The 13,219-nt window shown below is 45.7% G+C and carries 12 protein-coding genes and 1 riboswitch; of the genes, 7 read left to right on the top strand and 5 right to left on the bottom strand.

Features of this window, described 5'->3' with window-relative positions:
* Positions 1-47 precede the first annotated feature (47 nt).
* Entirely contained in the window at positions 48-638 is a 591-nt protein-coding gene (gene slmA / locus A142_RS02300; RefSeq protein WP_019826445.1) for a nucleoid occlusion factor SlmA, read from the top strand.
* A 39-nt stretch (positions 639-677) separates the two neighbouring features.
* Positions 678-1,658 carry an LpxL/LpxP family Kdo(2)-lipid IV(A) lauroyl/palmitoleoyl acyltransferase gene (gene lpxL, locus A142_RS02305; RefSeq protein WP_029405730.1) on the top strand — a complete coding sequence of 327 codons (981 nt, stop codon included), beginning with the start codon at positions 678-680 and terminating at the stop codon, positions 1,656-1,658.
* A gap of 72 nt (positions 1,659-1,730) precedes the next feature.
* Here lpxL and pyrE read toward each other — a convergent pair whose 3' ends face one another.
* A complete protein-coding gene (gene pyrE / locus A142_RS02310) occupies positions 1,731-2,372 on the bottom strand; it encodes an orotate phosphoribosyltransferase (protein WP_004735727.1) in 642 nt (213 codons plus the stop codon).
* A 232-nt stretch (positions 2,373-2,604) separates the two neighbouring features.
* Positions 2,605-3,321: a ribonuclease PH gene (gene rph, locus A142_RS02315; RefSeq protein ID WP_019826449.1), complete on the bottom strand. Its 717-nt coding sequence runs from the start codon at positions 3,319-3,321 to the stop codon at positions 2,605-2,607.
* A 248-nt stretch (positions 3,322-3,569) separates the two neighbouring features.
* On the opposite strand from rph, the gene A142_RS02320 reads away from it, so the two are divergent.
* The gene (locus tag A142_RS02320; RefSeq protein WP_029405731.1) at positions 3,570-4,436 is read left to right on the top strand and encodes a YicC/YloC family endoribonuclease; all 867 of its coding nucleotides are present in this window, start codon (positions 3,570-3,572) and stop codon (positions 4,434-4,436) included.
* Between the two features lie 302 nt (positions 4,437-4,738).
* Here A142_RS02320 and cspE read toward each other — a convergent pair whose 3' ends face one another.
* From cspE to A142_RS02335, 3 genes are all read right to left on the bottom strand, one after another.
* Positions 4,739-4,951 carry a transcription antiterminator/RNA stability regulator CspE gene (gene cspE / locus A142_RS02325; RefSeq protein WP_017071067.1) on the bottom strand — a complete coding sequence of 71 codons (213 nt, stop codon included), beginning with the start codon at positions 4,949-4,951 and terminating at the stop codon, positions 4,739-4,741.
* A 311-nt stretch (positions 4,952-5,262) separates the two neighbouring features.
* Positions 5,263-5,688, bottom strand: a complete 426-nt coding sequence (locus A142_RS02330) for a phosphate-starvation-inducible protein PsiE (RefSeq protein ID WP_017062464.1) — start codon at positions 5,686-5,688, stop codon at positions 5,263-5,265.
* A 192-nt stretch (positions 5,689-5,880) separates the two neighbouring features.
* Positions 5,881-7,251, bottom strand: coding sequence for an NCS2 family permease (locus tag A142_RS02335; protein ID WP_019826452.1), 1,371 nt, complete (start codon positions 7,249-7,251; stop codon positions 5,881-5,883).
* Positions 7,252-7,309: 58 nt separating this feature from the next.
* A riboswitch (purine riboswitch) is annotated at positions 7,310-7,409 on the bottom strand.
* Positions 7,410-7,757: 348 nt separating this feature from the next.
* Between A142_RS02335 and gmk the strand changes: the two genes are divergently transcribed.
* The 4 genes from gmk to recG all read left to right on the top strand — a co-directional run bounded on the left by gmk (position 7,758) and on the right by recG (position 13,196).
* On the top strand, positions 7,758-8,381 hold the full coding sequence (gene gmk, locus A142_RS02340; protein ID WP_017062466.1) for a guanylate kinase: 624 nt from the start codon (positions 7,758-7,760) through the stop codon (positions 8,379-8,381).
* Positions 8,382-8,500: 119 nt separating this feature from the next.
* Positions 8,501-8,773: a DNA-directed RNA polymerase subunit omega gene (gene rpoZ / locus A142_RS02345; protein ID WP_009848003.1), complete on the top strand. Its 273-nt coding sequence runs from the start codon at positions 8,501-8,503 to the stop codon at positions 8,771-8,773.
* 39 nt (positions 8,774-8,812) lie between these two features.
* Positions 8,813-10,939, top strand: coding sequence for a bifunctional GTP diphosphokinase/guanosine-3',5'-bis pyrophosphate 3'-pyrophosphohydrolase (spoT, locus tag A142_RS02350; RefSeq protein WP_019826453.1), 2,127 nt, complete (start codon positions 8,813-8,815; stop codon positions 10,937-10,939).
* A gap of 178 nt (positions 10,940-11,117) precedes the next feature.
* On the top strand, positions 11,118-13,196 hold the full coding sequence (gene recG, locus A142_RS02355) for an ATP-dependent DNA helicase RecG (RefSeq protein WP_029405732.1): 2,079 nt from the start codon (positions 11,118-11,120) through the stop codon (positions 13,194-13,196).
* Positions 13,197-13,219 lie beyond the last annotated feature (23 nt).

Raw genomic sequence — 13,219 nt, forward strand, 5'->3', positions numbered from 1 at the left:
TAATCCTTCTTCACTCAATCCTCATCTTTAGGAAAGGAAGTAAATAGATGGCTGGTGCTCGAAAATCAAACCGTCGTGAAGAAATCCTACAAGCTCTCGCACAAATGTTGGAATCGACCGAAGGTGCTTCTCGTATCACAACGGTAAAGTTGGCCAAGCAAGTGGGTGTTTCTGAGGCTGCGTTATACCGCCACTTCCCTAGCAAAGCTCGTATGTTTGAAGGCCTAATCGAGTTCATTGAAGAAGCGTTGATGTCTCGAATCAACCGCATTCTCGATGAAGAAAAAGACACGCTAGAGCGCATACGACTCGTGATGCAACTTATCTTAGTTTTCTCAGAACGTAATCCAGGCCTGACTCGAATTTTGTCTGGTCATGCTCTAATGTTTGAAAATGAACGCCTGCGTGATCGCATCAACCAACTTTTCGAACGCATTGAGACGCAACTTCGCCAGATCCTGCGTGAAAGAAAGCTTCGTGAAGGAAAATCATTCCCGGTTGATGAGAAGATCTTAGCCGCTCAACTGCTAGGCCAAGTTGAAGGTAGCTTGAATCGATTTGTTCGTTCAGACTTCAAATATCAACCGACAGAAAATTTTGATGCTTATTGGGCTCTATTAAGCGCTCAGATTAAGTAGCAATCAAATTAAGTAGCAATCAAATCTTAAGTGATGGTTATGACGACGAAAACTTCTCCGACAAGCAGCACTGCACAACACGTTATTACTAAGCCACCTTTTACTCTGGCGTTACTCCACCCTAAATACTGGGGAGTATGGTTCGGTTTTGGGTTATTGGCGCTTATCGTTAACGTTCTCCCTTACCGCCTCTTGCTGCTGTTAGGTCGATCGTTAGGCTCTTTTGGTGCTCGCTATGGCAAAAAGCGTGTGGCAGTCGCAACACGTAACTTGGAACTCGCCTTCCCAGATAAGCCTACTGACGAAGTCGCAGCAATGGTCAGCGAGAACTTCAAGAACACCGGTATGGCACTTATCGAAACTGGCATCACATGGTTTTGGCCGACGTGGCGCTTTAAGCGAATCTTAGTGGATAAAGACACCCAAATGCTGCGTACGCACAAAGCTAACGGCAAAGGTGTTCTTCTGTGTTGTGTGCATGCCTTGAACCTAGAGATCACCGCACGAGCAATGGCGGTTCTTGGTATTTCAGGTTTAGGTGTTTATCGCCCGCACAACAATCCGGCTTATGAATTCATTCAATACCGTGGTCGTACTCAAAACGGCAACCGTCTGATTCACCGTAAAGACGTGAAACGCATGATTCGAATCCTGCGTCAGGGGGAGATCCTTTTCTATCTGCCGGATCATGATTACGGTCGTAACAAATCAGTGTTTGTGCCTTTCTTCGCGGTAGAAGATGCATGTACTACCACAGGCACCAGCATTCTGGCGTACACCAGCCGATGTGCACTCGTTCCGGGTTCAGGTTTTAGAAATGCCGATGGCAAGTATGAAATCATGGCTGACGAGTCGATCGAAGATAACTATCCGCAAAAAGATGAGAAAGCGGCGGCGGCTTACATGAACAGCTACCTAGAGAAGATTATCTTACGCGCTCCAGAGCAATGGATGTGGCTACACAAGCGCTTCAAGACAATGGAAGATCCAGAAGTTGAACGCGGTATTCGCTACAAATAATTTCTGAACCAAAAGAAAAGGGGCTGATGATTCATCAGCCCCTTGTGCATTCTATAGCTATAACAAATTGTATTAGATGCCATATTGAGCGCGGTACGCTTTTACTGACTCTAGATGTGCTGCATCTGTGCCTTTCTCTTCAAGGAAAGTAACAAGGTCAGTTAGGCTAACGATAGAGATAATCGCACAACCAAAGTCGCGTTCAACTTCTTGAATTGCAGAAAGCTCGCCTTTACCTTTCTCTTGGCGGTCGATAGCAACAAGAACACCCGCTAGATCCGCACCGTTCGCTTGGATGATTTCCATCGACTCACGAATCGCTGTACCTGCAGTGATCACGTCATCCACTAGCATGATGCGACCTTCAAGTTCGCTACCCACTAGGTTGCCACCTTCACCGTGATTCTTCGCTTCTTTACGGTTGAAGCAGTAAGGCGTGTCTACATCATGGTGATCAGCCAAAGCAACTGCTGTTGTCGTTGCAATTGGGATACCCTTGTATGCAGGGCCAAATAGTACATCGAACTCAATGCCTGAATCTGCCAATGCTGCTGCGTAGAAGCGACCTAAACGCGCTAAGTCACGACCTGTATTAAACAATCCAGCATTGAAGAAGTAAGGGCTCTTACGGCCAGACTTTAAAGTAAACTCACCAAACTTAAGTACTTCTTTCTCTAGTGCAAATTCAATAAATTCACGTTGATATGCTTTCATGCTCATCCTCTAAATTAATTTACTTTCCAATTCCTAACTTCCAATCGCTCAGGAAGCTAACAATGATGTATTTTCTAAATAGATAGCTCTACAACAAGGCAGCAAGGTTTTTCAGCCCTATGAGCATAGGGGACCTATGTGATTAGGGTGAAAAATTGCAGCTAACGCTGGTGTAGAGTTATCTATGACGAAAATAAAAAAATAGCCCCTTAAAAAAGGAGCTATCTAAAAACTATTCTGCTAACGCCGACTTCTGCGCTTCAACAATATCAGCAATGCCCTTATTCGCTAGGGCTAAAAGCTGCATCAACTCTTCGTGGCTGAACGGTTCGCCTTCTGCGGTACCTTGAATCTCAATCATCTTACCGTCTTCCGTCATTACAACGTTCATGTCGGTATCGGCTGCTGAGTCTTCAACGTACTCAAGGTCACACAGTGCTTGTGCACCAACGATGCCCACTGAAACTGCCGCTACGTGGCCTTTCATTGGGTTCTTTTTCAGTTTGCCGCTTGCTAGTAGGCTGTTGATAGCATCAGCCATTGCAACGCTTGCACCTGAGATAGAAGCAGTACGAGTACCGCCGTCTGCTTGGATAACATCACAATCGACAGTGATCATAATTTCACCCATTACTTTCAGATCAACAACAGCACGTAGGCTACGAGCGATCAGACGTTGGATTTCCATCGTACGACCACCTTGCTTGCCGCTCGCCGCTTCACGACGGTTACGAGTGTGCGTTGCACGTGGCAGCATGCCGTATTCAGCCGTTACCCAACCCTTTCCTTGGCCTTTTAACCAACGCGGTACGTTTTCTTCTACCGTCGCATTACATAGAACTTTAGTGTTGCCGAACTCAACTAATACAGAACCTTCAGCATAAGCTGTGTAGTTACGAGTAATTTTAATTGGACGAATTTGATCTACAGCGCGGTCATTTGGACGCATTGGTATCTACCTTATTAACAGTCTGAAGTGATTTACTATCGAAAGAGTGCATCACCTAAGAAAGGGGTGAGACAGTTTTGATTGGGGCAAGATTATATAGCAGTTTATCGTGCAAATCTATTTACCGTTCAAAGCTATTTATCACGAAAGGCTATTTATAGTGAAAAGCGACAGGCTTCGAGAGCACACCATATCGTGATACTATGCGTGCGCGTTATTTTCAGAATGATAAAAGACAGGAAAATTCGATGATTTATAGTATGACCGCGTACGCACGCAAAGAAGTAAAAGGCGATTGGGGCAGCGCAGTATGGGAAATCCGTAGTGTAAACCAACGCTACCTAGAAACTTACTTCCGTATGCCAGAACAGTTCCGTGGTTTAGAGCCAATCCTACGCGAGCGTTTCCGTAAGCGCCTAGCGCGCGGCAAGGTAGAATGTAACCTACGCTTTGAAGCAAACCCTGCAGCAAAGGGCGAGCTAAGCATTAACGAAGGTTTGGCTCAGCAAGTAATCAATGCTGCGAACCAAGTTATGACGATGACTGGCGAAGAAAGCCGCCTGAACCCATTCCAAGTGATGAACTGGCCTGGTGTGATGGAAACGCCAGAGCAAGACATGGATGCTATTAACAAAGACCTGCTAGACGCATTCAACGATGCAATCGCAGAGTTCATTGACGCTCGTGCTCGTGAAGGTGAGAACATGAAGGCGCTAATCGTACAGCGCTTAGATGCGATCACTGAAGAAGTCGTGAAAGTTCGTGCACGCATGCCTGAGATCCTAGAGTGGCAACGTGAGCGTCTTCTTACCAAGTTTGAAGATGCAAAAATTGAGCTTGAAGGTTCTCGCGTTGAGCAAGAGCTTATCCTACTAGCGCAGAAGTCAGACGTAGCAGAAGAGTTAGACCGTCTAGACTCTCACGTGAAAGAAGCGAATGTCGTATTGAAGAAAGGTGGCGCTTGTGGCCGTAAGCTAGACTTCATGATGCAAGAGTTCAACCGTGAGTCAAACACGCTAGCGTCTAAGTCTATCAGCACAGACATCACAGCATCAGGCGTAGAGCTTAAAGTTCTTATTGAACAGATGCGTGAGCAGATCCAGAACATTGAATAACAGTTTGTCAGTAACACACTGTGAATAGCCATTATTAGCTTAATCAGTGTTGATTAGATCAAGATAAGCTCCTAGTTTTAGGGGCTTTTTTTTATGGATACAATAATGACAATCAGGATGAGTAAGTTGAGCAGGTTGTTACGCAGGAGATTTGTTTGGAGCAAGATATCGATACAGCTATAGATAAAACAGAGAAGCGGATGTAACAAAGGATTTTAGAATATTTTGAGGGGGATATTGCAGGTGGAACTAGAGGAGAAAGTGACGCAAGTTGCTAATGCAACCTGCGCCGACTTAAAATCTTATAGAGCTACAACGTTTGCAGCTTGAAGACCTTTTTGGCCTTGCTCTACTTCGAAAGACACTTGTTGGCCTTCTTTAAGAGTCTTGAAACCTTCAGAAGCGATTGCACGGAAGTGTACGAATACGTCAGCGCCGCCGTTGTCTTGAGTTAGGAAACCGAAGCCTTTCTCTTCGTTAAACCATTTTACTACGCCGTTTACTTTGTTAGACATGATGTGTCCCTTATATAAAAATAAAAAATTAATCGCCAAAAGTGCGATGCGCTGAAAGCTTGAATTATTTAATGTATCTATGAAGCTAAGGGAAACACTGAGAATAACAATGAAGCAATACTAAGGGTTCTACTTTACAACTGGATGTTTCATTTAATAACCCTGAGAACAGAGCGACGCCATTCTTGGTGATCTGAGCCTGCTTGTAAAGCGTTATTTGGACAATTTGATGTTTTTTTGCTCAACCGACTTAAATTAAAAGCCCAACGATATCGTTGGGCTTCATTTATAAAACTTTAACCTTCAAAGTGTTACTCATCTGGCTGCTTGGTTCTAAGGTCTACATACGGCCAATAATGATGTCCAACACGAATCAACAATGTTGCCGCGGCCAAGATAAATGCTGCTAAAGATAACCAAACGATCAATACCGCATCGAGTTCTTTCATGCCCAAAGTGATATAACGAGCAATCGCCATCATCGCGATATAGATTGGGTATCGTACAGGGATCTTACCGTTCATCACAAACTGCTGAACCATCGCCAACACTTCTAAATAGATAAACATCAGCAGAATGTCGGTCAATTGCACTCGGCGTTCAGCGAAGACATGCATGAACTCTTCGACCATCGCAAACAAGGTCGCGAGCGTGATCGCCACCAGCAGTACCGCTTCCATAATGTGGAATACTTTTAAAAACGGCTTACTAAAAGATTTAGGTAAGTGAGAAGGCATAGTCACTCTTCAAGAAATAATTAATCCAGTCTCTACAATAGCATGCATCAATATAAGTCGCGTACTCTCAAAGCATTAACGCCATCAATTGCACACGCTATAGAGAAGCAACAGATACAAAAATGGCCCCACATTCACTGCAGAGCCATCTGTTTGTCTTTTACTTAGCGACTTCTTAGTGGCTAATTAGCCTTAAAGCAGAATCAGGTAAGTTAAGAACACCACACACAGGCCGTAGATAAGCGGGTGTACTTCTTTGCGCTTACCTGCGACAACCATCGTAAATGCGTAGCTGATGAAACCCATCGCCATGCCGTTTGCTGGTGAGAAGCTTAAAACAGTGAACATGATGGTGAAGAAAGCCGCAATGCGTGACTCTTTCTTTTCCCAGTTAATCTGACCAAGGCGACCGACCATGTAAATGCCTACTACTACCATCGCAGGCGCAACCATAGCTGCCGAGAAGATAGAGAAGATTGGGTATAGGAATAGCGAGATTAGGAACAGACCAGCAACCATCACCGCTGCTAAGCCCGTTTTTGCACCTTGAGAAGAAGCGATGCCAGACTCAGAGAACGCAGTGATCGATGTGGTACCAAGAATAGAGCCAATCACAGTACCGCCCGCATCTGCCACTAGAGCCGATTTCGCGTTTGGCACCTTACCGTCTTTATCGATGATGCCCGCATCACGGCCAACGCCGACAATGGTGCTCAAGCCATCAAAGAAATCGACAATCAAGAAGATAAGTACGATGAACAGTAGGTCGAACATTTTCTCTGGCGTGAAAGCAGAGAAATCGAAGATAGCGCCAAAGCTGCCAGCCATACTTGGTGGCATAGCAGTGAACTGTTCTGGGATTGGTGCATTTGAAGTGCCCATGAAGACGTCAGCAAGAATCGTCAACACAATAGCTGAAACGAACGAGATGAACGTTGCTAGCTTGATGTCACGAACCATACAACCCAATGCGATAAAGATACTCACGTAAGCGATGATCACTTTTGGATCGGAAATGTCGCCTAAGCCAACCAATACGAATGGGTTAGAAACGATGATGCCCGCATTCTTAAGACCTAAGAAAGCAATGAACAGTCCGAGAGACACGGTGATCGCCAACTTCAAATCTTCAGGAATCGATTCAATCATCGATTTACGAATATTGGTTAACGAGAACGCGAGGTACAGGATACCTGACAGGAAGATGCCGAACAGCGCCTCATTCCAAAGTACCGCGACTGAACCACTCAATAGTAAGCCTTTGAAGAAGCCGTTCATGCTCATGCCCGGCGCAAGCATCACTGGGTAGTTGCCCCAAATGCCCATAATTAGGGTTGCGATTGCCGCAGACAGAGCTGTTGCAGTAAACACGGCACCTTTGTCCATGCCTGGAATATCACCCAAAATTGCTGGGTTAACCGCCAGAATGTAACTCATCGCCAAGAAAGTAATGAAACCCGCGTACAGCTCAGTGCCAATCGTGGTTTTTCTTTCAGTGATTTTAAACATCGAATCAAGCGAGCCAGAGGTGTTCTGGGCTTTCAGGGTGGAATCGGTACTCACAACAAAACCTATGCAATAAATTAAGAATTTGGTGATTCAAATGCTGTGAGAATAGAGAGGTCTCTACACTAAAAACTGTAGTCACCAAGGTAGGCTCGGTAGTAGAAACATCTAGTCCATATCACTAGATATATACAGCATTTAATCGTTTGCGCGGATTGTAAGGGTTGAGATTAAAACTTCAACAAATTTTGTCCAGATCACATAAAAAAGTACCGATGACGAGTCATTACATTTATACAAAGATCTTTGAGAAGATCATTCGCTAATAAATAACGATCAAGCCAGTTGTTCTCAATCATCTAAATATGCTACTCTTCGCCTCCATTTTTCTGACCTAATTTTCACCAGTTGCTTCTATTAGTTTTACTCGTTATCTCTTTATAGACGTAACCAACGGAACAATTAGTAGATGCACCATCGGAACAAAAATTAGAGTCAGTGCTATCTTTTAAAGTGTAGGTTTATTGCCTTCACTCAATCCAACCAACAGTGGAAATATACAGATGGGCAAAGGTACTCTTTACATCGTATCTGCACCTAGTGGCGCAGGTAAGTCGAGCTTGATCTCAGCAATGCTAGAAACCAATCCAACCTACGCAATGAAGGTATCTGTTTCACACACCACTCGCGGTATGCGCCCTGGTGAAGAAAATGGTGTTCACTACCACTTCGTAGAAAAGCATCATTTTGAAGACCTTATTACTAAAGGTGAGTTCCTAGAGTACGCTGAAGTGTTCGGCAACTACTACGGTACTTCACGCGTTTGGATTGAAGAAAACCTAAACCGCGGTATCGATGTATTCCTAGATATCGACTGGCAAGGTGCTCGTCAGATCCGTGAACAAATGCCTCAAGCGAAGAGTGTCTTCATTCTTCCACCATCAAATGGTGAACTAGAGCGTCGTTTAAATGTTCGCGGTCAAGACAGCGACGAAGTTATTGCGAAACGCATGAGCGAAGCAAAATCAGAGATTTCTCACTACGCAGAATATGATTATGTGATCGTGAATGACGACTTTGATGCAGCCCTAATGGACTTCAGAGCTATCATTCGTGCGGAGCGCTTGAAAGAAGATAAGCAAGCAGCGAAATACAGCGGCATGCTTACTGCTTTATTGGCGGAATAATCTAGATCCCCTAGATTTTCCATTGAGATAAGTATACGGTGATCTAGAAAGTCTCTAGTTAAACTTGTATACTTTCTCGTCATCAAAAATTTATTAGTTAATTACTATTTGGAGTCCTCATGGCACGCGTAACTGTTCAAGACGCTGTTGAAAAAGTTGGCAACCGTTTCGACCTAGTTCTTATTGCGGCTCGCCGCGCACGTCAAATGCAAACTGGCGGTAAAGATTCACTAGTGCCTGAAGAAAACGATAAGCCAACGGTTATCGCTCTTCGCGAAATCGAAGAAGGTCTTATCACTAAAGACGTACTAGATGCTCGTGAACGTCAAGAGCAACAAGAGCAAGAAGCGGCTGAACTTGCAGCAGTAAGCAGCATCGCTCACACTCGTTAAGAACGTCATTCGAACTAATTAACCTTCCGGGCCTTTAATTTGTATCTATTCGATAGCCTCAAAGACGTTGCCCAAGAATACCTAACAGAGCCTCAAATTGAGGCTCTGCGTCAATCTTATGTGGTAGCGAGAGACGCCCATGAAGGGCAAACCCGCTCAAGCGGTGAACCATACATTATCCACCCTGTAGCTGTTTCAAGAATCCTGGCAGAAATGCGTCTGGATATCGAAACCCTGCAAGCTGCTCTGCTTCATGATGTCATCGAAGACTGTGATGTCACTAAAGAAGATCTAGAGGAAAAATTTGGCAATACCGTTGCTGAATTGGTTGATGGTGTATCTAAGCTGGATAAGCTTAAATTTCGTGATCGCAAAGAAGCGCAAGCAGAGAACTTCCGCAAGATGGTTCTCGCCATGGTGCAAGACATCCGCGTTATCTTGATCAAATTAGCTGACCGTACTCACAACATGCGCACGCTTGGGGCACTTCGTCCTGACAAAAAGCGTCGTATCGCTCGTGAAACCCTAGAGATTTATTCTCCACTAGCTCACCGTCTTGGTATTCATAACATCAAGACCGAACTAGAAGAGCTGGGCTTTGAAGCCCTCTATCCTAACCGTTATCGCGTACTTAAAAACGTAGTGAAAGCTGCGCGTGGTAACCGTAAGGAAATGATCCAACGTATCCATAGCGAAATTGAAGGCCGCCTTGAAGAGGTCGGTTTGCCTGCTCGCGTACTTGGTCGTGAAAAAAACCTGTTCTCCATCTACAACAAGATGAAAACCAAAGAGCAGCGCTTCCACACCATTATGGACATCTACGCTTTCCGCGTAGTGGTTGATACCCCAGATACTTGTTATCGCGTACTTGGTCAGGCTCACAGCTTGTACAAGCCTCGTCCTGGCCGCATGAAAGATTACATCGCGGTACCAAAAGCCAACGGCTACCAATCTCTGCACACATCAATGATCGGCCCTCATGGGGTGCCAGTTGAGGTTCAGATCCGTACTGAAGATATGGATCAAATGGCAGACAAAGGCGTCGCGGCGCACTGGTCTTACAAAGGCAACGGCTCACGCAGCAGTAATGGCACAACCGCACAGGTTAAAGCACAACGTTGGATGCAGAGCTTACTTGAGCTGCAACAAAGCGCGGGTAACTCATTCGAATTCATTGAAAACGTTAAATCTGATCTGTTCCCAGATGAGATCTTCGTGTTCACGCCGAAGGGTCGCATTGTCGAACTTCCTGCAGGCGCAACAGCGGTCGATTTTGCTTACGCGGTGCATACCGATGTCGGCAACATGTGTGTAGGTGCTCGTGTAGACATGAACCCTTACCCACTCAGCAAATCGCTGAAAAACGGTCAAACGATTGAGATCATTAGTGCTCCGGGTGCACGTCCGAATGCAGCATGGCTCAACTACGTAGTGACCTCACGCGCTCGTACTAAAATCCGTCAGGTTCTAAAAACGATGCGCCGCGAAGAGTCGATTACCCTTGGTCGTCGTCTACTGAACCACGCACTTGGCGAACACTCGATTGGTGATATCGGCCAAGAGAACGTTGAACATGTATTGTCTGATCTTCGTCTCGACAGCATTGAAGACTTGCTAGCGTCAATTGGTCTTGGTGAGCTGATGAGTATCGTGATTGCTCGTCGCCTGCTAGGTGATGCTGACGAACTGACTGAAGTAGAAAACAACAGCGACACGCCTAGGAAGAAACTTCCAATCCGTGGTGCTGAAGGTCTACTGCTAACGTTCGCCAACTGTTGTCACCCGATTCCAGATGATCACATCATTGCCCATGTCTCTCCAGGTCGTGGCCTTGTGGTTCACCGTGAAACGTGTCCAAACGTTCGTGGTTACCAAAAAGAACCAGACAAGTACATGGCGGTGGAATGGTCTGACGATTACGACCAAGAGTTCACAGCTGAACTTCAGGTTGATCTGCAGAACCACCAAGGTGCACTGGCTGAGTTAACTAACGTTATCTCGAAAACAGGCTCAAACATTCATGGTATTTCAACCGAAGAACGTGATGGACGCTTGTACACAGTGACAATCTTGCTGACCACCAAAGATCGTGTTCACCTTGCAAGTATTATGAAGAAGCTACGTGTGATGCCACACGCGCTGAAAGTAAGACGTCGTAAGAACTAACGTTCGAATTTGTTAGCAGCTTTGCTAAGAATTTAAATCCCCTTAATGCTTTATCGCTTAAGGGGATTTTTTATGTCTGCAATCCTAGAATTTCCCTAGCTTCATTCCATTCCTGCCTGTACAAAAATCCAGTAAAATGCTTGAATAGATTATCTCTCTTACGTTTATGAGCCTTGTTATGTCACAGCTTTTATCTGCTATCCCTCTCAACTCTTTATCTGGAGTCGGCGCTAAAGTCGCAGAGAAACTGGAGAAGGTTGGGCTTAACAACGTACAAGACTTACTATTTCACCTCCCTTTACGCTATGAAGATAGAACACGCATCTATCCGATCGTAAAACTACACGCAGGCTTATGGGCTGCAGTGCAAGGCAAGGTGATGCACGTCGATACCATTTTCGGTAAACGTAAGATGCTCGCAGTAAAGATCAGCGATGGTAACGGCACTATTACGCTACGCTTTTTCAACTTTACTGCGGGAATGAAGAATAACTTTGCTGAAGGCAAACAAGTGCATGCTTATGGTGAGATCAAACGCGGCAATATGGGGCTTGAGATTGTTCACCCTGACTACAAGTTCTTTGCACCAAGGCAACAACCAGATGTGGAAGCGAACCTAACTCCGGTGTACCCAACCACCGAAGGGCTAAGACAAGTCACGCTGCGCAACCTCACTGACCAAGCGCTCGACCTGATAGATAAGGCGGCGGTTAACGAGCTTCTCCCGTCAGGTTTATACGATCACCAAATTACCTTAGCACAAGCACTGCATACCATTCACAGACCACCTCCGGGCATTGACCTAGAGCTATTTGATGAAGGTAAACACCCTGCGCAGCTGCGCCTGATTATGGAAGAGCTGCTTGCTCAAAACCTGTCGATGTTGTCTGTTCGAAGCAAGGGACAGCAAGACAAGGCGATGCCTTTTCCTCCAGTGAATACTCTGAAAGATAAGTTGTTGGCTCAGCTGCCGTTTTCTCCAACCAATGCTCAAGCACGAGTGACTAAAGAGATCGAAGCTGACCTTGAGAAGCCGCACCCTATGATGCGTTTAGTGCAGGGTGATGTGGGCTCAGGTAAAACTTTAGTCGCTGCACTCGCGGCTGTTCGCGCACTCGAACATGGTCAGCAAGTAGCACTAATGGCACCAACCGAACTATTAGCCGAACAGCACGCAATCAACTTTGCTAACTGGTTTGAAGCAATGGGCATTCAAGTCGGTTGGCTCGCAGGTAAACTCAAAGGCAAAGTTCGTGAAACCGAACTGGCGCGTATTGCCAGTGGCGAAGCGCAAATGGTGGTCGGTACTCATGCTCTATTCCAAGAGCATGTCGAGTTCAAAAATCTTGGTTTAGTGATCATTGATGAGCAGCACCGATTTGGTGTCCACCAGCGTTTAGAGCTGCGAGAGAAAGGCGCTAAGCAAGGTTATTACCCTCACCAATTGGTGATGACGGCAACGCCAATTCCACGAACACTAGCAATGACGGCCTATGCCGATCTCGAAACCTCAATCATTGATGAGTTACCGCCGGGTCGAACACCGATTCAAACCGTTGCAATCCCGGATACCAAACGAGATGACATTGTTGAGCGGGTGCGTAATGCATGTCTTAACGAGGGTAAGCAAGCCTATTGGGTGTGTACGCTGATTGATGAGTCCGAAGTATTAGAAGCGCAAGCCGCTGCTGATACTGCAGAAGAGCTGCAACGCAAACTGCCAGATGTGAAAATTGGGCTAGTACACGGCCGAATGAAACCTGCCGAGAAACAGGCGGTGATGCAGGAATTCAAAGAGAACAAACTGCACCTATTGGTTGCTACAACCGTTATTGAAGTAGGTGTAGATGTGCCGAATTCGAGCTTAATGATCATCGAGAACCCAGAACGTCTTGGCTTAGCTCAACTTCACCAATTGCGCGGTCGTGTAGGCCGAGGGTCAGTCGCAAGTCATTGTGTACTGCTGTATCACTCTCCACTATCAAAAACCGCTCAGAAGCGCTTAGGCGTACTGCGTGAAAGTAACGATGGCTTTGTAATTGCTCAGCGAGACTTAGAGATCAGAGGCCCCGGGGAACTGCTTGGCACTAAGCAGACAGGTTTGGCTGACTTCAAGATTGCCGACTTGGTACGAGACCAACGTTTAATTCCTGAAGTGCAGCGTATTGCTCGTCATATTCACGATAGCTACCCAGACAATGCCAAGGCGATCATCAATCGCTGGTTGGGTGAACGTGATGTGTATTCTAAGGCGTAATAGCCCCAGATATTCCCGCTTAC

Source organism: Vibrio splendidus 12E03, from assembly GCF_000272105.2.
Taxonomy (GTDB): domain Bacteria; phylum Pseudomonadota; class Gammaproteobacteria; order Enterobacterales; family Vibrionaceae; genus Vibrio; species Vibrio splendidus_I.

Bases quoted from the DNA above. Each gene is read 5' to 3' on its own strand.
- slmA (WP_019826445.1), top strand. From the start codon at position 48: ATGGCTGGTGCTCGAAAATCAAACCGTCGTGAAGAAATCCTACAAGCT.
- lpxL (WP_029405730.1), top strand. From the start codon at position 678: ATGACGACGAAAACTTCTCCGACAAGCAGCACTGCACAACACGTTATT.
- pyrE (WP_004735727.1), bottom strand. From the start codon at position 2,372: ATGAAAGCATATCAACGTGAATTTATTGAATTTGCACTAGAGAAAGAA.
- rph (WP_019826449.1), bottom strand. From the start codon at position 3,321: ATGCGTCCAAATGACCGCGCTGTAGATCAAATTCGTCCAATTAAAATT.
- A142_RS02320 (WP_029405731.1), top strand. From the start codon at position 3,570: ATGATTTATAGTATGACCGCGTACGCACGCAAAGAAGTAAAAGGCGAT.
- cspE (WP_017071067.1), bottom strand. From the start codon at position 4,951: ATGTCTAACAAAGTAAACGGCGTAGTAAAATGGTTTAACGAAGAGAAA.
- A142_RS02330 (WP_017062464.1), bottom strand. From the start codon at position 5,688: ATGCCTTCTCACTTACCTAAATCTTTTAGTAAGCCGTTTTTAAAAGTA.
- gmk (WP_017062466.1), top strand. From the start codon at position 7,758: ATGGGCAAAGGTACTCTTTACATCGTATCTGCACCTAGTGGCGCAGGT.
- rpoZ (WP_009848003.1), top strand. From the start codon at position 8,501: ATGGCACGCGTAACTGTTCAAGACGCTGTTGAAAAAGTTGGCAACCGT.
- recG (WP_029405732.1), top strand. From the start codon at position 11,118: ATGTCACAGCTTTTATCTGCTATCCCTCTCAACTCTTTATCTGGAGTC.